Origin of the sequence: Nocardioides jiangsuensis, assembly GCF_019679455.1 — a bacterium.
Lineage (GTDB): Bacteria > Actinomycetota > Actinomycetes > Propionibacteriales > Nocardioidaceae > Nocardioides_C > Nocardioides_C jiangsuensis.
In genome coordinates, this window is the sequence record NZ_JAIEZQ010000001.1 from 901,832 (window position 1) to 920,307 (window position 18,476).

The 18,476-nt window shown below is 74.2% G+C and carries 22 protein-coding genes; 1 reads left to right on the plus strand and 21 read right to left on the minus strand.

What is annotated here, in order from left to right:
* The first annotated feature begins 1 nt into the window (after position 1).
* Positions 2-955: an EamA family transporter gene (locus K1X13_RS04180; protein ID WP_221023743.1), complete on the plus strand. Its 954-nt coding sequence runs from the start codon at positions 2-4 to the stop codon at positions 953-955.
* A 1-nt stretch (position 956) separates the two neighbouring features.
* On the opposite strand, the gene K1X13_RS04185 is transcribed toward K1X13_RS04180, so the two are convergent.
* The 21 genes from K1X13_RS04185 to fliG form a co-directional block, all read right to left on the minus strand.
* Positions 957-1,196: a hypothetical protein gene (locus K1X13_RS04185; protein WP_221023744.1), complete on the minus strand. Its 240-nt coding sequence runs from the start codon at positions 1,194-1,196 to the stop codon at positions 957-959.
* A 70-nt stretch (positions 1,197-1,266) separates the two neighbouring features.
* Complete coding sequence (gene flhA, locus K1X13_RS04190; protein ID WP_221023745.1) at positions 1,267-3,315, minus strand: flagellar biosynthesis protein FlhA; 2,049 nt, start codon at positions 3,313-3,315, stop codon at positions 1,267-1,269.
* 75 nt (positions 3,316-3,390) lie between these two features.
* The gene (locus tag K1X13_RS04195; protein WP_221023746.1) at positions 3,391-4,557 is read right to left on the minus strand and encodes an EscU/YscU/HrcU family type III secretion system export apparatus switch protein; all 1,167 of its coding nucleotides are present in this window, start codon (positions 4,555-4,557) and stop codon (positions 3,391-3,393) included.
* Positions 4,554-5,312, minus strand: coding sequence for a flagellar biosynthetic protein FliR (gene fliR, locus K1X13_RS04200; RefSeq protein WP_221023747.1), 759 nt, complete (start codon positions 5,310-5,312; stop codon positions 4,554-4,556). Before fliR ends, K1X13_RS04195 begins: the two co-directional genes overlap by 4 nt.
* A 2-nt stretch (positions 5,313-5,314) precedes the next feature.
* Positions 5,315-5,584, minus strand: a complete 270-nt coding sequence (fliQ, locus tag K1X13_RS04205; RefSeq protein ID WP_221023748.1) for a flagellar biosynthesis protein FliQ — start codon at positions 5,582-5,584, stop codon at positions 5,315-5,317.
* 5 nt (positions 5,585-5,589) lie between these two features.
* Positions 5,590-6,528 carry a flagellar type III secretion system pore protein FliP gene (gene fliP, locus K1X13_RS04210; protein ID WP_308249387.1) on the minus strand — a complete coding sequence of 313 codons (939 nt, stop codon included), beginning with the start codon at positions 6,526-6,528 and terminating at the stop codon, positions 5,590-5,592.
* Positions 6,521-6,964, minus strand: coding sequence for a flagellar biosynthetic protein FliO (gene fliO / locus K1X13_RS04215; protein ID WP_221023749.1), 444 nt, complete (start codon positions 6,962-6,964; stop codon positions 6,521-6,523). Before fliO ends, fliP begins: the two co-directional genes overlap by 8 nt.
* A gap of 5 nt (positions 6,965-6,969) precedes the next feature.
* Positions 6,970-7,734 (minus strand): flagellar motor switch protein FliN, encoded by a 765-nt coding sequence (fliN, locus tag K1X13_RS04220; protein WP_221023750.1) that lies wholly within the window; start codon positions 7,732-7,734, stop codon positions 6,970-6,972.
* A complete protein-coding gene (locus K1X13_RS04225; protein ID WP_504739194.1) occupies positions 7,734-8,585 on the minus strand; it encodes a flagellar motor switch protein FliM in 852 nt (283 codons plus the stop codon). The genes fliN and K1X13_RS04225 overlap by 1 nt, the downstream gene beginning before the upstream one ends.
* A gap of 171 nt (positions 8,586-8,756) precedes the next feature.
* Complete coding sequence (locus K1X13_RS04230) at positions 8,757-9,191, minus strand: flagellar basal body-associated FliL family protein (RefSeq protein WP_221023751.1); 435 nt, start codon at positions 9,189-9,191, stop codon at positions 8,757-8,759.
* On the minus strand, positions 9,188-10,081 hold the full coding sequence (locus tag K1X13_RS04235) for a flagellar motor protein MotB (protein WP_221023752.1): 894 nt from the start codon (positions 10,079-10,081) through the stop codon (positions 9,188-9,190). The genes K1X13_RS04230 and K1X13_RS04235 overlap by 4 nt, the downstream gene beginning before the upstream one ends.
* Before the next feature lies 1 nt (position 10,082).
* Positions 10,083-10,856 (minus strand): flagellar motor protein, encoded by a 774-nt coding sequence (locus K1X13_RS04240; protein ID WP_221023753.1) that lies wholly within the window; start codon positions 10,854-10,856, stop codon positions 10,083-10,085.
* Positions 10,856-11,152, minus strand: coding sequence for a flagellar FlbD family protein (locus K1X13_RS04245; RefSeq protein ID WP_221023754.1), 297 nt, complete (start codon positions 11,150-11,152; stop codon positions 10,856-10,858). Before K1X13_RS04245 ends, K1X13_RS04240 begins: the two co-directional genes overlap by 1 nt.
* 95 nt (positions 11,153-11,247) lie before the next feature.
* Positions 11,248-12,096 (minus strand): flagellar hook-basal body complex protein, encoded by an 849-nt coding sequence (locus K1X13_RS04250; RefSeq protein WP_221023755.1) that lies wholly within the window; start codon positions 12,094-12,096, stop codon positions 11,248-11,250.
* Positions 12,097-12,177: 81 nt separating this feature from the next.
* Complete coding sequence (locus tag K1X13_RS19570) at positions 12,178-12,591, minus strand: flagellar hook capping FlgD N-terminal domain-containing protein (RefSeq protein ID WP_221023756.1); 414 nt, start codon at positions 12,589-12,591, stop codon at positions 12,178-12,180.
* Positions 12,592-12,603: 12 nt separating this feature from the next.
* On the minus strand, positions 12,604-13,935 hold the full coding sequence (locus K1X13_RS04260; protein ID WP_221023757.1) for a flagellar hook-length control protein FliK: 1,332 nt from the start codon (positions 13,933-13,935) through the stop codon (positions 12,604-12,606).
* 14 nt (positions 13,936-13,949) lie between these two features.
* On the minus strand, positions 13,950-14,978 hold the full coding sequence (locus K1X13_RS04265; RefSeq protein ID WP_221023758.1) for a transglycosylase SLT domain-containing protein: 1,029 nt from the start codon (positions 14,976-14,978) through the stop codon (positions 13,950-13,952).
* Positions 14,979-14,982: 4 nt separating this feature from the next.
* Positions 14,983-15,453 carry a flagellar FliJ family protein gene (locus K1X13_RS19575; RefSeq protein ID WP_221023759.1) on the minus strand — a complete coding sequence of 157 codons (471 nt, stop codon included), beginning with the start codon at positions 15,451-15,453 and terminating at the stop codon, positions 14,983-14,985.
* Entirely contained in the window at positions 15,450-16,766 is a 1,317-nt protein-coding gene (locus K1X13_RS04275; RefSeq protein WP_221023760.1) for a FliI/YscN family ATPase, read from the minus strand. The genes K1X13_RS19575 and K1X13_RS04275 overlap by 4 nt, the downstream gene beginning before the upstream one ends.
* Entirely contained in the window at positions 16,763-17,467 is a 705-nt protein-coding gene (locus K1X13_RS04280) for a FliH/SctL family protein (RefSeq protein WP_221023761.1), read from the minus strand. Before K1X13_RS04280 ends, K1X13_RS04275 begins: the two co-directional genes overlap by 4 nt.
* On the minus strand, positions 17,448-18,473 hold the full coding sequence (gene fliG / locus K1X13_RS04285) for a flagellar motor switch protein FliG (RefSeq protein ID WP_225914516.1): 1,026 nt from the start codon (positions 18,471-18,473) through the stop codon (positions 17,448-17,450). Before fliG ends, K1X13_RS04280 begins: the two co-directional genes overlap by 20 nt.
* Positions 18,474-18,476 lie beyond the last annotated feature (3 nt).

Sequence of the window (18,476 nt, forward strand, 5' to 3'; positions counted from 1 at the left end):
GGTGGTCACCCGGAACCCCGCACTCGGCCTCGCCCTGGTCGTCACCGGCGCGACGATGTTCATCATCAATGCCGGCGTCTCCCGGGTGGTGCTGCGGGCCGGCGTCGACCCGGTCACCCTGACCACGGTCCGGGTCACCGGCACCTTCCTGCTGCTCGCCCTGATCGCCGCCCTGTTCCGGCGCAGCGCGCTGCGCCCGCCGACCGGGCGGCTCGGCCTGCTCGTGGTCGTGCACGGCGTCATCGGGGTGGCCGCCCTGCAGTGGACCTACTTCGTCGCGATCGACCGGCTGCCGGTCGGGATGGCCCTGCTGCTGGAGTACCAGGCCCCGATCCTGGTCGCGGTCTGGGCACGCTTCGTGCAGAAGGAGCAGGTGCGCAACCGGATGTGGGCGGGCCTCGCGCTCGCCATGGTCGGCCTCGCCGCGGCCACGGGGGTGGTCGACGGCGCGACCTTCGACGCGGTCGGCATCGCCGCCGGCTTCGGCGCGGCGCTCTGCTTCGCGACGTACTTCCTCGTCGGCGAGCACGGCGTCGGCGCCCTGGACCCGCTGCGCGTGATCGTCTGGTCGTTCTTCGTCGCCGCGCTGGCGCTGAACCTGGTCCACCCCGTGACGTCGTTCCCCACCGAGCTGCTCACCGAGCAGGTGTCCCTGCTCGGCTCCCTCGAGGAGTACGTCGCCCCGGTGTGGGCGCTCCTGGGCTGGATCGTCGTGCTGGGCACGGTGGTGCCGTTCGCGGTGGAGCTGTTCGCGCTGCGCCACCTGCGGGCCACCACGGTGACCATGGTCGCCATGCTCGAGCCGGTCGGGGTCAGCGCGCTGGGCTGGGTGTGGTTCCACGAGCGCCTCGACGCGGTGGCGCTGCTCGGCGGCGTCGCGGTGGTGACCGGGATCGTGCTGGCGCAGAGCGCGCGCCGCGAGCACCTCCTCGTCGAGCCGCCGCACCTGACCTGAGCTACGACAGCGGCGCGGCCTCGGGGACCTGCTGGTCCTCGGCCTCGGCCACCTCGGGCCGCGGCGGCGGGCCCACCAGCATCGCGACCAGGCCCAGCGCGGCCCAGCACAGCAGCACGCTGACCAGGTAGCGCGAGAGCGCGACCTCGACCGAGGCGGTGCCCTCGACCAGGGCGCGCCACATCGTCGGCGCGGTCACGATCGCCGCTCCTGCCAGCACCGGCAGCGACAACGGGCTCATGGGAGCTCCCTTCCTCGACACGGGTCACACACTTCCGGGCACCTCTCCGGCAGGCTTCGCGGCACCGGAGTCACACCCCGACCGCGGCCGGCTGGCCGGTCACCACGCCGACGGACCGGATCTGCACCGGTCCGCCCAGCTCGCTGTAGGAGACCACCGGCAGCCGCGGGAGCGAGGGGCTCACCATCCGGCGGACGGCCGGGCGCAGCTGCGGCGCGCAGGCCAGGACCGGGGTGAGGTTCTCGTCCTCCCCCTGCCGGGCCAGCGCCGCCAGCTGGGTCAGCACGCCCTGGGCCAGGTCGACGTCGACGGTGAGGAAGGCCCCCTCGTCGCCGACGCGCAGCCCCTCGAGCAGGCGCTGCTCCAGCCCGGGCTCGAAGCTGATCACCGGGAGGGACCCGGCCGAGACGTACGGCGCCACGACCGCCGGGCCCAGCACGGCGCGGGCCGCCTCGACGAGGCCGTCGGTGTCCTTGCCGACCCGGGCCCGGAGCGAGAGCGCCTCGAAGATCCGGACCAGGTCGCGGATCGACACGCACTCCTCGAGCAGGGCCTGGAGCACCCGCTGGACCTCGCCCAGGCTGAGCTGCGCGGGCATGAGCTCCTCGACCACGACGGGGTTGCTGCGCTTGACCGCGTCGGTCAGCGTGCGCACGTCCTCAAAGCTGAGCAGGCGGGAGGCGTGCGCCCGGACCACCTCGGCGAGGTGGGTGGTCAGCACCGAGGAGCGGTCCACGACGGTGGCTCCGGCGAGCTCGGCCTGGCTGCGCAGCTCGACGGGGACCCACACCGCGGCGAGCCCGAAGACCGGCTCCTGGGTGCGGGTGCCGGGGATCGCGTCGAGCCGGTCGCCGATCGCGAGCACGGTGCCGGGAGGGGCCTCGCCGCGGGCCACCTCGACGCCGAACAGCCGGATCGCGTAGGTCCGCAGCGGGAGGTCGAGGTTGTCGCGGGTGCGCACCGGCGGCACGACCACGCCGAGGTCGGTGGCGATCTTGCGGCGCAGCGCCCGCACCCGGTCGAGCAGGTCGCCGCCGGCCGTCGAGTCGACGAGGTCGATCAGGTCCGCGGAGAGCTCGAGCTCGAGCGGGTCGACCCGGATCTCCTCCACGAGCGCCTCGAGGGAGTCCGGGGCCGGCCCCGCCGCCTGGAGCGCGGGCGCCTGCGGGTCGGCCGGCTCCTCGTCGCCGGGGTGGCGGAGCGAGGCGAACAGCAGCACGCCGCCGGCGAGCAGGAACGGCAGCTTCGGCATGCCCGGGATCAGGATCAGCACGATCGCCGCGATGCCGGCCAGCCGGAGCGGCTGCTGGTAGCGGGTCATCTGGCGGACCAGGTCGGTGCCCATGTCCCCGTCGCCGGCGGACCGGGTGACGATCAGGCCGGTGGCCACCGAGAGCAGCAGCGCCGGGATCTGGGAGACCAGGCCGTCGCCGACGGTCAGCAGGCTGTACGTCGCGACCGCGTCGCCGAAGGACATCCCGTTCTGCACGACGCCGACGGTGAAGCCGCCCACGAGGTTGACCAGCGTGATGATGATGGCGGCGATCGCGTCGCCCTTGACGAACTTCGAGGCACCGTCCATCGCGCCGTAGAAGTCGGCCTCGCTGGCCACCTCCGCGCGGCGGCGCCGGGCCTCGTCGTCGTCGATGAGGCCGGAGTTAAGGTCGGCGTCGATCGCCATCTGCTTGCCGGGCATCGCGTCGAGGGTGAACCGGGCGCCGACCTCCGCGACGCGCCCGGCGCCGTTGGTGACGACGACGAACTGGATCACGACGAGGATCGCGAACACGATGATGCCGACGATCAGCGAGCCGCCGATCACGAAGTGGCCGAAGGTGTCGATCACCTTGCCGGCGTACCCGTCGAGCAGCACGAGCCGGGTCGCGCTCACGTTGAGCGCGAGGCGGAACAGCGTGGCGACCAGGATCAGCGCCGGGAAGGCGGAGAAGTCGAGGGGACGGCGCACGAACATCGCCGTCATCAGGATCAGCATCGCGCCGGTGATGTTGGCCGCGATCAGCATGTCGAGCAGCAGCGGCGGCAGCGGGACGACGAGCATGACCACCACGGCCACGACGGCGACGGGCACGCCGACCTGGGCGAGACGTTTCTGCGCCACGAACGAGCCTTTCAACGGTTCACCTGCACGGGCACCGTCCCTGGTGCGTCGAGGCTGCCGTCCTGGCGGAGCGTCCTATCGGCCGGGGGCGGGGGCACCTGAGGAGTTCTCGTCGGCCGCTCCCGGGCGGGCCGCGCGGCGCCGTCCGCGGGTGAGCGTAGGCAGCGTCTTCGCCGTGCGCGGGGACCGGTGCCGCCCCGCCGCGGAGCCGCGCGCCCGGCGGCTGAGCACGAACGCCAGCACCTGGGCGACCGCGTGGTAGAGCTCCGGCGGGATCTCCTGGCCGACCTCGCAGCTCGCGTGCAGGGCACGGGCGAGCGGCACGTCCTCGACCAGCGGCACCCGGCTGCTCTCGGCGAGCTCGCGGATCCGGGCGGCCACGGCGCCGGCGCCCTTGGCCACCACCCGGGGCGTCCCGCGATCCGCCTCGTAGCGCAGCGCGACGGCGACGTGCACCGGGTTGACCAGGACCACGTCGGCCTGGGGCACGTCGGCCATCATCCGGTTCCGCGCGGCGGCGAGCTGGCGGGCCCGGAGCGCCCCGCGCACCATCGGGTCGCCCTCGCTCATCCGGTGCTCGTCGCGGACCTCCTTCTTGGTCATCCGGACCTGCTTGCCGGTACGGCGCCGCGCCATCGCGTAGTCCGCGGCCGCCGCCAGCAGGCCCGCGACCGCGACGTCCCGCATCAGCGTGGTCGCCGCGGAGGCCGCGAGCTCGAGCGCGGCGTCGACCGGCACCAGCCCGCCGAGCAGCGGCATCAGCTCCTTGACCCCGCGCCACACGAGCAGCGCCACCACCGCGCTCTTCACCAGGATCTTGGCGCCCTCCCACAGGGCGTGCGGGCCGAACAGTCGCTTCGCGCCCTGGAGCGGGTTGAGCCGGGACCACTTGGGCTTGAGGGTCTTCGTCGCCAGGTGCAGCCCGCCCTGGCCGGCGGCGGAGACGACGCCGACGAACAGCACGCCGATGCCGAGCGCCAGGGACAGCAGCAGGGCCAGCGTCGAGCCCTCCTGGAGCAGCTGCAGCGCGCGGCCCGCCTCCGGCTGCTCCACCAGCGCGAGGGAGGTGACCAGCAGCTCGCGGATCTCGTCGGTGCCGTGCTGGACCAGCCAGCCGAGCATCATCGCGACCACCAGCATCGAGGCCCAGCCGCCGATCTCGGGGGTCCGCGCGACCTGCCCCTCCTTGCGGCTGTCCTTCAGCTTCTTGGGGGTGGCCTTCTCGGTGCGCTCCTCGCTCACCCGATCACCGCCATCGCGTCGTTGGCGGCGTCGACGAGCCGGTCGATCGCGTGCGGCAGCACCGGGAAGGACATGCCGACGACGAGCAGGGTGAGCCCGATCTTGGCCGGGAACATGATGCCGATCGCGTTCAGCTGCGGCGCGACCTTGGTGAGCAGGGCGAGGCCGAGGTCGGCGATGAACAGCACCGCGACCAGCGGCAGCGCGATCTGCACCGCGCAGGTGAAGAACACCCCGAAGGCGACGGTCACCACCGAGGTCACGTCCTCGGGCTGCCACGGGGCGCCCACCGGGACCCGCTCGAACGTCGACAGCAGGCCGCCGAAGACGAGCAGGTGCGCGTCGGTGGCGAACAGCAGCATCGTCGCGAGCATCCCGTGCAGCTTGCCGAAGACCGAGTTGTTGTTCATCGACATCGGGTCGAACGCGGCGGCGAGGCTGAAGCCGCCGAACACGTCGACGAGGTCACCGGCCGCCTGGACCGCGGCGAAGACGAGGTAGGTGACGAAGCCCATCGTGGCCCCGAGGAGAGCCTCCTGCAGCGCGTAGGTGACCAGCGTGACCAGGTCCTGCGGCACCTCCTCGAGCGACAGGGCCGGGGCGACCGCGAAGGCGAGGCCGAGTGCCAGCAGCGTCTTCGCGGCGACCGGCACGGCCCGGGACGAGAACGGCGGCACGATCACCAGCCAGGCGACCACCCGGACCGCGGCGAGCACGTAGAGGATGAACGGCTCCCCCGCCAGCGTGATGGTCACCGCTACCCCAGCAGGCTGGGGATGCGCGCGAACAGGTCCTCGGTGAACGCGACCAGCGTGTGCAGCATCCAGTTGCCGGAGACCAGCAGCGCGATCCCCACGCCGATCAGCTTCGGCACGAAGGAGAGCGTGAACTCCTGGATCTGGGTCATCGACTGCACGAGCGAGATGACGAACCCGATGACCAGGGCGGGAACGAGGATGGGGGCGCAGAGCTTGAGCGCGACCAGCATGGTCTGAAGCGCGATGTCGAGGACGCTGCTGTCGGTCACCGCTCTCAGCCCCCGCCGTAGCTGGCGACCAGCGAGCGCACGATCAGCCCCCACCCGTCCACGAGGACGAACAGCAGCAGCTTGAAGGGCAGGGAGACCATCACCGGCGGCATCATCATCATGCCGAGCGACATCAGGGCCGCGCTGACCACGATGTCGATCACCAGGAACGGGATGAAGATCACGAAGCCGATGATGAAGGCCTGCTTGAGCTCGCTGAGGATGAACGCCGGCACCAGCGTCGCCATCCCGACGTCGTCCTGGTTGTCGGGCATCGGCCGGTCGGCGACCTCGGTGAGCAGGGCCAGCTCCTCGTCGCCGGTCTGCCCGAGCATGAAGCCCCGGAGCGGCTCGATGCCGTCCTCCCATGCCTGCGTCTGCGTCTTGTCGCCGTCCAGGTAGGGCTGGAGGCCCTCGTCGTTCATCTCCGACAGCACCGGCGACATGATGAACAGGCTCAGGAAGAGGGCGAGCCCGGCGAGCACCTGGTTGGGCGGGATCTGCTGGAGGCCGAGCGCGTTCCGGGTGAGGCCCAGGACGACCAGGATCTTGGTGAAGCTGGTCGTGGTCAGCAGGATCGCCGGGACCAGCGACAGCAGGGTCAGCCCGAGCAGCACCAGGACCGGGGTGCTCGGCTTCTTCGTCAGGTCGTCGAACTCCACGGTGACGTCGCCGCCGTTCGCGCCCCGCGGACCACGGGGGCCGTCCGGCGCCAGCGGCACCGGGGCGAGGGCGGGGCTCGCGACGACCGAGCCGGAGGCGGCCGTCCCCGCGGGTACGGCGGTCGCCGGCACGTAGGCCGCGACCGGGCCGGCCGCCGCGAGGGGGGTCGTGACGGGAGCGGCGACCGCGGGAGCGGCGCCGAGGGCGAGGCCACCGAGGCAGGCCAGGAGGAGGAGCACGCCCGCGACGAGGCGACACGCTCCCGGGGTCGGGTCAGGCACCGGCGGAGCCGTTCCTGCTGGTGGCCGCGGCCCAGGCCTGCTTCCAGGTGGTGCCGGCGAGCAGCGAGCCGCTCGTGCCGCGCGGGGCCGCGTGCAGGGGACCGCCGGCCAGCGCCCGGACGGGGCGCGTCCCCAGCGCGTCGGCGGGGTCCGTCGTGGCACGCTCCGGCTGCACCGGGACGCGGCTGGTCAGCTCGGCCGGGTCCATCTCGGTGAGCAGGGAGACACCGCCGTCGCTGACCCCGACCACGAGCACCCGCTCGCCCACCTCGACCACGGCGAGGGAGGAGCCGCGCGACAGCGGCTGGCGGGCCACCACCGCGACGACGGAGCGGGAGCGGCCGCCGAGCTTCCGCGAGCTCGCCCGGGCCACGAACCACATGAGGCCGAGGACGATGCCCAGGGAGAGCACCACGCGCAGGACCAGCTCGACCACGAGGCTCAGCTCGCAGCCGCGTTGGCGGCGACGATCTCGGTGATGCGCAGCGCGAAGTCCTCGTCGACCACGACCACCTCGCCACGGGCGATCAGCCGCCCGTTCACGAGGAGGTCGGCCGGGCTGCCGGCGGCGCGGTCGAGCTCGAGGACGTCGCCGGGGGTCAGCGCGAGCAGCTCGCGCACGGACAGCCGGGTGCGACCGAGCTCGACGGTGACGTCCATCGCCACGCCGTGCAGCAGCTCGATCCCGGGACGGGCCTGCGCCACCGGCGCCGGGGCGGCGGTCGCCGTACGCACCGGCGCCACCTGCGGGGCGGTGCCGCCGAGCAGCAGCACCGCCGCGGTGCTCCCGCCGACGAGCAGCGGCACGCTGTGCGTGGCGGCGGCGAGCGCGGCGGGCACCTCGGAGGCGTCCAGGGACCGGCCGGCCGAGGCGGTGGTGCCCAGCGCGGCAGCCGCCGCGTCCAGGGCGGGCTGCACCGCGGCGCCGAGCTCGAGCGGGCCCATCGGGGACTCCGCCAGCGCGGCCACCAGGTCCGGGCCGACCAGGACCGCGACCGTGCCGTCGGCGGTGCCGGTGAGCGTGGCCACCGCGGCACCCGCCCAGGCGGCGGCGTCGACGAGCACGGCCGGCTGCACGACCCCGGCGACGAGCTCCCCGGGGGCGGGCAGCAGCGGGGCGACCGCCTGCGCGGCGCGCTCGGCGCTCTCGTCGGAGACCGGCGCGGACGCGGGATCGTGGGCGGCGGGCTTGCCGATGAGGGACATCAGTTCTCCTGGGTGGACGGCGCGACGATGAGGCAGGCCAGGCGCTGGCCGGCGCTGCCGGGGGTGGCATGGGCGAAGACGACGTCCGCGGCGGTCACGTCGAGCGGGGCCTGCGCGGGGTGGCGGAGCCGGACCACGTCACCGACCGTGAGACCGACGAGGTCGGCCGGGTCGGCGGTGGTGCCGCGGAACCGCACCGCGACCTCGACCGGGACCTCCTGGAAGCCCTCGGCGAGGCGGGCCGAGGCCTGCTCGCGCTGGGCGCGCTCCCGCTCAGAGACCACACCGGCGGTGCCGCTGGCGTTGAGGAAGGGCAGCAGGCCGTTGAACGACATGCACAGGGTGACCACGTCCTCGGCGTCGCCGCGCCGCAGCACGAACCGGGCCACCACCATCGGGTCGGACGCAGCCGCGACCTGCGCAAGCTGCGGGCTGTACTCCACCCCGGTGACGACGGGCTCGAGCCGCACCAGCGAGGCGAACGCGTAACGGACCTCGCTGACCAGCCGCTCGACGAGCCCGCCGACGACGGTGCTCTCGAGGTCGGTGAGCGGACGCGCCGGCTGGGCCTCGGTGCCGGGGCCGCCGAGGAGGTGGTCCAGGCAGGCCATCGTGGTGGGGAGCGGGATCTCCAGGACGGCCGGCTGCTGGACCGGGTCGAGGGAGAACACGGTGAGGTACGTCGCGTCCGCGAGCGTCTCGACGTACTCGGTGTAGGTCAGCTGCTCCACCGACAGCAGGGTGAGCTCGCAGACGGTGCGCAGCGCCGACGTCATCACGATCGACGTCTGTCGCGCGTAGGTCTCGAAGGCGATCTGGAGCGTGCGCGAGTTCTCGCGCGACAGCTTCACGGGTCGCCGGAAGTCGTACGGCGTCGGTTCCGTCCGGGCAGGCCGACGTCGTGCGTGGACGGAGGACGCACGCACGGGGGTCACGGACGAGGGGGCGGTCACGAGGGGCTGTATCGGCTCGTCGTGGCGGCACCTGAGCAGAACCGGCCGTCCCTCTTCGGGACGGTGGTCCTACTGGGTCACGAAGTCGGTGAAGTAGACGCCGATGACCTCCTTCTCGTAGCTCTCCTCGAGCTGCTCGACCAGCTCGTCCTTGAGGCGGTGCCGGTGCTTCTCATTCGCGAGGCTCTCCACCGACTCCCCGGTGAACAGCTCGATCGTCGCGTCGAGCGCCTTGCTGCCCTCGACCTCCTCGGCGCCCTCGACCGCCTGGAGCGCGACCCCGATCCGCAGGTAGTGACCGCCCTCGAGGTTCACCTGGATCGGCTCGAGCTGGAGCACCTCACCCGGCTCGGGCTCCTGGTCGGCCGCGGCGGGGCGCATCATGAACCACCACCACGCGGCAGCGGCCAGCGCCACGACCAGCACGCCGACGAGCAGCATCTTCTTCCGCCCGCCGCCCTGCTCCTCCTCCGGCTCGACCTCAGCCATGTCCAGCACACTCATCCTCGTTCTCCTCCCGAGATACCGCGGTCCGCGAGGACCTCGTCGAACAGTGCCCGTGTGGCGTCGTCCGCGCCGGAGACGACCACGACGTCGACCCGCTTGTTCAGCGTCCTGGCCTCCGGTCGCGACGGGTCGATCAGCGGCCGCTGGTGGCCGAACGCGACGGCCGTGAGCCGCGACGCGGCCACGTCGCCCCGCTCGTTCAGGTAGCGCAGGACGGTGACGGCCCGCGCGGCCGAGAGCTCCCAGTCGGTCGGGTAGTACTTCGGCTTCACCTTGACCTGGTTGGTGTGCCCGTCGACGTCGACCCGGTCCGGGATGTCGCGCAGCACGGGCGCAAGCACGTCGAGGACCTGGACGCCCCGTGACGTCAGGTCCGCGACGTCCGGCGCGAACACGATGTGCCGCGAGACCAGGCTGACGGTCAGCCCGCGCTCGTCGAGCTGCATCCGCACGTCCTGGCGCAGGCCCCGCTCCCGCAGCGCCTGGTCGATCCGGCGCCGCAGGGCGTCGAGCCGGTCGACCTCGGCGGCGGCCTCGGAGTAGCGGTCCTGCTCGTCCTGCTCCGCGAGCGCCGCCGTCCGGGAGACCGTCGCGGGGTCCTCCGGACCGGTGCCCTCGGCGGCGAGCGGGGTCACCGGCGCGATCGGCTGGGTGGCGCCGTCCGGCATCACCGCCTCGGTGCCCTGGAACGGGGAGGCGTTCTCACCGAAGCCGGCGGCCATCCCCTCCTTGAGCTGCTCGAAGCGCTTCTGGTCGACCTGGCTGATCGCGAACATCACGATGAACAGCACCATCAGCAGGGTGATCATGTCGGCGTAGGTGATCAGCCAGCGCTCGTGGTTGCCGTGCTCCTCCTCGATCACCCGACGACGGCGGGGCGCGGCCATGTCAGGCGGCCCTCTGCTCGGTCTCGCGCTCCTCGGCCGGGAGCAGCGACTGCAGCCGCTGGGCGACGACGCGGGGGTTGCTGCCGGCCTGGATCGCCATCACGCCTTCGACGACGAGCTCCATCCGCTGCGCCTCGAGCTCGCCGATCCGGGAGAGCCGGCTGCCGATCGGCAGCCAGACCACGTTCGCGGACAGCACGCCCCACAGCGTGGCGATGAACGCGCCGGCGATGAGGTGGCCGAGCTCCTCGGGCTGGGAGAGGTTCTCGAGCACGTGCACGAGACCCATGACGGTGCCGATGATGCCGATCGTGGGGGCGTAACCGCCCATGTCGTTGAAGAACTTCGCGGCGTGCTTGTCCGCGGACCGCTTGGCGAACAGCTCGGACTCGAGGATCTCGCGCAGCTCGTCGGGGTCGGTCCCGTCGACGGCCAGGGACACCCCGCGGCGCAGGAAGTCGTCGTCGACCTCCTTGGCCGCGTCCTCCAGCATCAGCAGGCCCTCGCGGCGGGCCTTGTCGGCCAGCGAGACCACGACCGGGACCAGCTCGGCCGGCGGCGTCGCCTTCCAGGCCATCGCCCGCTTGAGCGAGGTGACCGCGTGCTTGGCATCGGCCATCGTGCCGCCCGCGACCGCGGCGCCGACCGTGCCGCCGAAGACCAGCAGCATCGGAGGAAGGAGCAGCAGCGACATCGGGTTGCCGCCCTCGAGCACGTTGGCGACGAGGATCGCGGCGAGGCCGAGGCCGACGCCGATGGGGGTGGCGCGGTCCATCACGCCTCCCGGTGCGGGAAGGCCAGCACGTCGAGGTCGTCGTCGGGGCCCGGTACGGCGGTCAGCCGCGAGCGCCGTACGGTCGAGCGCTCCATGGCCTCGAGGGACCCGGCGGCGGCGATCAGGCGGGCGCGGAAGTCGAGCACCGCGGCGACCACGTCGTCGAGCGACTCGCGCACGAGGTACTTCGTGCCGTCGACCAGCGTGATGACGGTGTCGGGCGTCGTGTCGACCCGTTCGACGAGATCCGGGTTCAGGGCGAACACCGCTCCCGTGAGACGCGTGAGCGTGACCATCTGCGCACCATCCTTGTGCCGTGGAGAACAGGGCCGTCCGTGGCCCTGCACCCCCACGGATCGGCCGATGCGCGCCGAACCTGAGCGGTTCGGGGTCAGCGCTTGATGTTGACGAGCTCCTCGAGCACCGAGTCGGAGGTGGTGATCACCCGGGAGGTCGCCTGGAAGCCGCGCTGGGCGACGATCAGGTTCGTGAACTCCTGGGCGAGGTCGACGTTCGACATCTCCAGCGAGCCGCCGATCAGGCTTCCGCGGCGGCCGGAGCCGGGCGCGCCGACCTGGGCGGCACCGGAGTTGGTGCTCTCCCGGAACGCGGTGTCGCCTGCCCGCTCGAGGCCCTCGGGGTTCGCGAAGTTGGCCAGCGCGAGCTGGAACAGCGGGCGCCGGGTGCCGTCGTCGAAGATGCCGGTGATCACGCCGTCGCCGCCGATGTTGTAGGAGCGCAGCGGGTTGGCGGCGTTCTCGTCGGCCATCTCGGGGACCGTCACGTCGACGGGGTTGCCCCCGGCGATGTTGCCCGCGGCGTCGGCGCGGTAGCCCTGCACGGTGTCGCCGTCGAGGGTCACCAGCTGGCCGGCGCTGTCGAAGCTGAACGCGCCGGCGCGGGTGAACAGGTCCTCACCGTTGCGGCGGACCATGAAGAAGCCGTCACCCTGGATCATCAGGTCCGTGGCGCGGCCGGTGGCCTGGGCGGAGCCCTGGTTGAGGTTGGTGGTGGTGCCGCCGACCTGGACGCCGAGCCCGACCTGGATCGGGTTGGTCCCGCCGCGGTTGCCGGCGGGCGCCGAGGCGCTGGTCAGCATCTGGCTCAGGGTGTCCTGGAAGACGATGCTGGTGCCCTTGTAGCCGGCGGTGTTCGCGTTGGCGATGTTGTTGCCGGTCACGTCGAGCATGGTCTGGTTGGCCCGGAGGCCGCTGATCGCGGAGAAGAGCGAGCGGAGCATGGGGGTGTCCTTTCGACAGGTGCCGGGGGCCGGCGGGGTGGGGAGCGGTGAGCGGGGCTGACGGTCGGGTAGCGGGTGACGTCAGCCGGTGACGGTGACGACCTGGTCGAGCGGCACCTCGGTGCCGTCCACCCCGAGCAGCGGGCCGGTGCCGGCGAACCGGACCGAGCCGACCTGGCCGGAGACCTCGCCGCCGTCCGCGCCGGTGTACGTCACGGTCCGGCCGACGAGGCTGCTGGCGCCGAAGGCCATCTGCGCCGAGAACGCCTGGGCGGACTGGTCGGCGACCTGCTCGAGCTTCTCGAGCGAGGTGAACTGCGCGGTCTGGGCGAGGAACTCCGCGGAGTCCGTCGGGTTCATCGGGTCCTGGTTGCGCAGCTGGGCGACCATCAGCGTCAGGAAGGTGTCCTTGTCCAGGGCGCTGGTCGACGACGTCGTGCCTGCCGTGGCGCCGGTGGTGGCGGCGCCGAGGGCCGAGCCGAGGGGTGTGATCACGGGGGTCTCCTTCTAGATGCTGAGGTCGAGGGTGCGGTGGCCGGCCCGGGACGCGCCGGTGGCATCGGTCCCGGGGGCGGGCCGGACGTCCGGGCCGGTGGGTGCGCCGCCGTGCGGGCCGGTGGTCCCGCCGCGGCCCGCGCCACCGCCGTGCGCGCCGGAGCCGCCGGAGCCGTCCGAGCCGCCGGCGAGGGGCGAACCGCCCCGCGCGTCGCGTCCGGCGTCCTGGCCGAGGTGCTGCTGGGTCGTGCCGGGCTGGCCCGACGCGCTCCCACTGCCGCCGCTCGTCGTGGCCGGTGCGCCGGCAGGGCCGGTGAGCTCCCGGACGGTCAGGTTGCCGGCCGTGGCGCCGGTCAGCTCGAGCAGCGAGCGCAGGTGCGGCGAGCCCTCCCGGAGCGCCTCGCGGGCGCCGGGTCCGGCGGCGAGGCTGACGTCGACCCGGCCTGCGCGCACGGTCAGCGTCACGCGGACCTCGCCGAGGTCGGCGGGGTGGAGCCGGAGGCTGAGCCGGTGCACGCCGTCGCCGCGGCTCACCAGCCGCGTGACCACCGGGGCGACCTGGGCGGTGACCGGGTTCGGGGCGGCGGCGGTCCCACTTCCGGCGCCGGTGCTGCCGGCCGTGCCGGTCGCCGGGGCGGTCGCCGCGACGGCACCCGCCGGGGCTCCGGCCTGCTCGGGGCCGGCGGTGCCCGGGAGGGCACCGGCGTCTCCGCGCCGGTCGGTGGCGGCGGTGCCGCGAGCCGGCTCGGTGGCCGCGCCGGGGGCGGCGGTCGTCGCGCTCGTGCCGGGCCGGGTGGCGGCGGCGGTGCTACCCGGGCCGGTTGCCCCGCGCGCCTCGGCGGCCGTGCCGTCGCCGTCCGGGGAGGCACCGGCACCCGGCCCTGCCTCCCCCGGGCCGTCGACCGCGGGGGTGGCGTCGGAGCCCGGGCCGGCCGGCGCGCCCGCGAGCGCTGCGCGAGCCGCCGGGTCGCCGAGGAGAGTCGGGGCGGCCCGAGCCACGAGCCCGGCTCCGGTCGCAGCGCCCGTGGTGGTCTGGTCGACGTCGGCGCCCGGCGCGGCGGCCGCCGCTGCGGCAGGCGCGTCGGGCGTGGGCGACGTACCCGGGACCGTCACGGCGGGCTCGCCCAGGCCGAGGCCGACGAGCAGCGGGCCGAGGCCGGCGGCGTCGCGGGAGTCCCCGGCCGCGCTCTCGTCGCGCGCCGTGCGCCCGCCGCCGGAGCGGCGGTCGGCGCGCTCGGCGGGCCGGCGGTCGTCGAGGTGGCCGCGCACCAGCGCGTCGAAGTCGTCCCGACCCGACGGACGGCGCGGGTCGGCGGCCGCCTCGGGAGCCGGCTTCGGGCTCACGGGAAGGACCGTGTTCATGCGCGCTCCAGCCTGCTCTGGTGGGCCAGCACGGCGGGGACGTAGCTGCGGGTCTCGGGGTACGGCGGGATCCCGTCGTAGCGGTGCACCGCGCCCGGACCGGCGTTGTACGCCGCGAGCGCGAGGTCGGTGCGGCCGAACTCGCGGATCAGGTCCTTGAGCAGGCGGGCGGCGCCGTCGACCGCCTGGGCGGGGTCGAAGGCGTTGCGCACGCCGAGCCCGGCCGCGGTCGCGGGCATCAGCTGCATCAGGCCCTGCGCCCCGGCGTGGCTGACCGCGCGGGCGTCGAAGCCGGACTCCTGGGTGGCCACCGCCGCGAGCAGGCTGGCGCTGACCCCGTGCCGAGCGGCGGCCCGCTCGAAGAGCGCGGCGTACGGCGTCCCGGCCGGGAGCGACGAGGCACCGGCGACCGCACCCGCGGGCCCGGTGGAGGCCACCGGTGCGTCCGGGAGGACCCGGCGGATCGCGGTGGGCTCCTCGTAGACGTCGATGACGCGGACGTCGAGGCCGGTGCGCGGCGCCTCGATCATCTTGTTGTTCCCGATGTAGATCGCGACGTGGTCGACCGGGGAGTCGAAGGCGAGGATGTCGCCGGGCCGCGCGTCGGCGAGGCTCGCGACGGGTCGGCCGGCGCTGGCCTGCTGGTAGGAGACCCGGGGCAGGTCGATGCCGAGCTTGCCGTAGACGAGCTGGACGAGCCCGGAGCAGTCGAGGCCCTTCTCGGGGTCGGTGCCACCCCACAGGTACGGCACGCCGAGGTAGCGGCGGGCCTCGGCGACCACGCGCCGGCCGGCGGAGGCGTCGGGGCCGCCGGCGCGGGTGGCCGGAGGCGTCCACACCTCGCCGGCGGAGCCGGTCGCGCCGGCCGCGGCGGCCTGCTCCGCGCCCAGCACGCTGCTGAACGTGGCGCCCGCGCCGGTGGCGCGGGAGGCGGTGGTCGTCGTGGCGGCGGGGGCGATGCCGGCGGACCGGGCGAACTGGGCCTGGATCTGCTGGATCCGGCCGGTGACCTCGGCGACGCTCATGCGCTCAGCTCCTCGGTGTCCGGGGCGGGGCGGTCTCGGGGGCGACCCGGGCGCGTACCCAGGCCTGGCCGGCGAGCTCGTCGAGGTCGCGGGCCTCGAGGCGGGCGCGCTCGGCGCGGCGTTCGGCGGCGCGGCGCTCGAGCAGCAGCTCGACCACGCGGACCGCCTGGCGGTCGCCCGCCCAGCGGCGGCGGGCCTCGTCGGCGACGGTGCGGCTGCTCCGCAGCAGCTCCTCGGTGCGGGCCACCTCGCCGGCCAGGCCGGCGCCGCGCAGGGAGTGCAGCCGGTACTCGTCGGCGCTGCCCCCGGCGAAGGCGGGCGCGGTCTCGAGCCGGGCGCGGGAACGTGTCGCGTCCTCCTCACGGCGCCGGGTGGTCGTGAGGGCGTGCTGGAGGCCGATCCGGCTGTCCCGCTCACGGGCCTCCCGGACCCTGCGGACCGCCTTCAGGCCGCGGTCGGCACTGCGCGCGCTCACCGGGCACCCGCCAGGTCGTGGAGCGCCCGCCAGGTCTCGTCCAACGGCGTGGGCTCGTCGACGCGCTGGCGCAGGAAGTCGTTGATCCGCGGCATGAGCGCGAGCGCGCGGTCCGCGTCGGGGTCGCTGCCGGCGGCGTACGCCCCGATCTCGACGAGCTCGCGGACGTCGCGGTGGGCGGCGAGCAGCCGGCGCACCGTGGTGGCGGCCGCCATCTGCTCGCGGTCGGTGACGACCGGGGCGACGCGCGAGAGCGACTCCAGCACGTCGATGCTCGGGTAGTGCCCGCCGGTGGCGAGCCGCCTGGACAGCACCACGTGCCCGTCGAGGATGGACCGGGAGGTGTCGCCGATCGGGTCCTGGAGGTCGTCGCCCTCGACCAGCACCGTGTAGAGGCCGGTGATGCTGCCGACGGCGCCGGGGCCGGTCCGCTCGAGGAGCCGGGGCAGCATCGCGAAGACGCTGGGCGGGTAGCCGCGCGTGGTCGGCGGCTCCCCCGCGGACAGCCCGATCTCGCGCTGGGCCATCGCGACCCGGGTGAGGCTGTCCATCATCAGGACGACGTCCTCGCCGGCGTCGCGGAACCACTCCGCGATCCGGGTCGCGACGAACGCCGCGCGCAGCCGCACCACCGGGGGCGCGTCGGAGGTGGCCACGACCACCACGGACCGGGCGAGCCCCTCTGGGCCCAGGTCGTTCTCGATGAACTCGCGGACCTCGCGGCCGCGCTCCCCGATCAGTGCGACCACGGACACGGCGGCCTCGGTGCCGCGGGCGACCATCGACAGCAGCGTGGACTTGCCGACGCCGGAGCCGGCCATGATGCTCATCCGCTGGCCGCGGCCGCAGGGCACCAGCGCGTCGAGCGCACGGACGCCCAGGCCGACCTGACGGTCCACCAGCGAGCGACTCAGCGCCTCGGGGGCGTCGTTCTCCACCGGCACCCGGGGCAGGTCCGCGAGCGAGGGGCCGCCGTCGAGGGGGCGGCCGAGCCCGTCGAGCACGCGGCCCTGGAGCGCCCGGCCGACCGGCACCAGCAGCGGGGCGCCGGTGCTGCGGACGGGGGCGCCGGTGCGCAGGCCCGCGGTGTTCCCGAGCGGCAGGCAGACGACGCCCTGCGGAGTGCTCGCGACCACCTCGGCGGGGACCGCGCCGGCGTCCCCGGTCACCTCGACGAGACCGCCGACGGCCGCGTCCACGCCGCGGGCGAGCAGGTGCAGGCCCTTGAGCTCGACGAGCCGGCCCAGGCGCTGCGGGCGCGCGGCCTCGAGCGCCTCGTCGACGCGGGTGCGTCCGGTGCTGACCACGGTCATCGGCCGAGCACCTCCCGGACCCGGGCCAGCGCACTGCCGAGGGTGGCGTCCACGACGTTGTCGGTGGTCTCCACGACCGCGTCGCCGCGGGAGAGGGTGGGGTCGTCGGCGAACGCGACGGACCGGCCGGCGAGCACCTCGGGGTCGAGGCAGGCCCGGTCGGCGGGGTGCATCCGGACGGTCACCGCGACCTGCGGGCCGACCAGCGCGAGGGCCCGGCGCAGGGCGTCGGCGCCGGGGTCGGCGGCGGTGGCGACCTCGCGGCCGACCACGGCCTCGGCGACCTGCAGGGCCACCTCGACCGACTGCGCGGACAGCTCCTCGAGCGCCGCGGCGAGGGTGTCCTGCATCCGGGTCAGGGCGCTCTCCAGGGCGTGCACGGCAAGGGCCTGCGCGTCGCGCTGCCGGAGCAGCTCGTCGTGCCGCACCTGAGCGTCGGCGGTGGCCTGGGTCTCGGCCTTGGCGAGCGCCGTACGGCGTCCCTCGGCCCAGCCCTGGGCGTACCCCTGGGCCCGCGCCGCCCGGTGCGAGCGCTCCGCGAGGCCGTGCAGGGTGGCCTCGGTCGCGGCGTCGCCGAGCACCCCGGCCGCACCGAGACGGGTCCAGCCGCCCGAGCGCAGGTCGACGGCCTGGGCCATCGGGGCGAACGAGCCGGCGGGGAGGTCCCGCGCGACGACGCCGTCAGACGACGTACTCGTCATCGCCACCCCTCCTCAGCACGATCTCGCCCGCCTCCTCGAGGCGGCGGACCGTGGCGAGCACGGCGGCCTGGGCCTCCTCGACCTGCCGCAGCAGGACCGGGCCGAGCAGGTCGACGTCCTCGAGCAGGGTGACCGAGGCGCGCTCGGACATGTTGGAGGTGACCTTGGTCCTGACCTCGTCGCTGACGCCCTTGAGCGCCATCGCCAGGTCGCCGGACTCCACCTGCCGCAGCACCTGCTGCATGTCGCGGTCCTCGAGCATCACGATGTCCTCGAACATGAACATCCGGCTCTTGACCTCCTCGGCCAGCGCCGGGTCGCGCTGCTCGAGCGCCTCGACGATGAGCCGCTCGGTGGTGCGGTCGGAGCGGTTGATGATCTCGATCAGCGGCTCGACGCCGCCGACGGCGGAGAAGTCGGTCGGCTGCAGCACCGACGACATCCGGTGCTCCAGGGCCGCCTCGAGCTGCTTGAGCACCGCCGGCGAGGTCCGGTCCATGACCGCGAGCCGGTGCGCCACGTCGGCCTGGGTGGCCGGCTCGAGCCCGGACAGGACGAGCGTGGCCCGGTCGCTGGGCAGGTGCGCGAGCACCACCGCGATGATCTGCGGGTGCTCGCCGGAGATGAAGGAGAGCAGCTGGCGCGGGTCGGCGCGGTGCAGGAACTGGAACGGCAGCTGGCGCGCCGCGGCGGCCAGCCGGTTCATGATCGACTCCGCGCGGTCGCGCCCCAAGGACTCCTCGAGCAGCGCCCGGGCGAAGTCCGGGCCGCCCTGGAGCACGTTGGCGTGCGCGGTGGCGAGGGTGTGGAACTCGCTGATCACCGCGTCGGTCTCCTCGGCGCGGAGGCCGTCGAGCTGGGAGATCTCCGACGAGATCGCCTCGACCTCGCTCTCGCGGAGGTGGTGCAGGATCTTCGCGGCCTTGTCCTGGCCGAGCTGGACCAGCAGGATCGCCGCCTTGCGGATCCCCTCCTGGCTCAGCGCGGTGGGGGCCATCGTCGTCATCGT

Excerpts from the sequence above, each read along its gene's own strand:
- K1X13_RS04185 (WP_221023744.1), bottom strand. The coding sequence starts at position 1,196 with ATGAGCCCGTTGTCGCTGCCGGTGCTGGCAGGAGCGGCGATCGTGACC.
- K1X13_RS04245 (WP_221023754.1), bottom strand. The coding sequence starts at position 11,152 with ATGGTCACGCTCACGCGTCTCACGGGAGCGGTGTTCGCCCTGAACCCG.
- K1X13_RS04230 (WP_221023751.1), bottom strand. The coding sequence starts at position 9,191 with ATGAGTGTGCTGGACATGGCTGAGGTCGAGCCGGAGGAGGAGCAGGGC.
- K1X13_RS04280 (WP_221023761.1), bottom strand. The coding sequence starts at position 17,467 with ATGACGAGTACGTCGTCTGACGGCGTCGTCGCGCGGGACCTCCCCGCC.
- K1X13_RS04275 (WP_221023760.1), bottom strand. The coding sequence starts at position 16,766 with ATGACCGTGGTCAGCACCGGACGCACCCGCGTCGACGAGGCGCTCGAG.
- K1X13_RS04265 (WP_221023758.1), bottom strand. The coding sequence starts at position 14,978 with ATGAGCGTCGCCGAGGTCACCGGCCGGATCCAGCAGATCCAGGCCCAG.
- K1X13_RS04250 (WP_221023755.1), bottom strand. The coding sequence starts at position 12,096 with ATGCTCCGCTCGCTCTTCTCCGCGATCAGCGGCCTCCGGGCCAACCAG.
- fliN (WP_221023750.1), bottom strand. The coding sequence starts at position 7,734 with ATGTCCCTCATCGGCAAGCCCGCCGCCCACGATCCCGCGTCCGCGCCG.
- K1X13_RS04240 (WP_221023753.1), bottom strand. The coding sequence starts at position 10,856 with ATGGACCGCGCCACCCCCATCGGCGTCGGCCTCGGCCTCGCCGCGATC.
- K1X13_RS04235 (WP_221023752.1), bottom strand. The coding sequence starts at position 10,081 with ATGGCCGCGCCCCGCCGTCGTCGGGTGATCGAGGAGGAGCACGGCAAC.
- fliG (WP_225914516.1), bottom strand. The coding sequence starts at position 18,473 with ATGACGACGATGGCCCCCACCGCGCTGAGCCAGGAGGGGATCCGCAAG.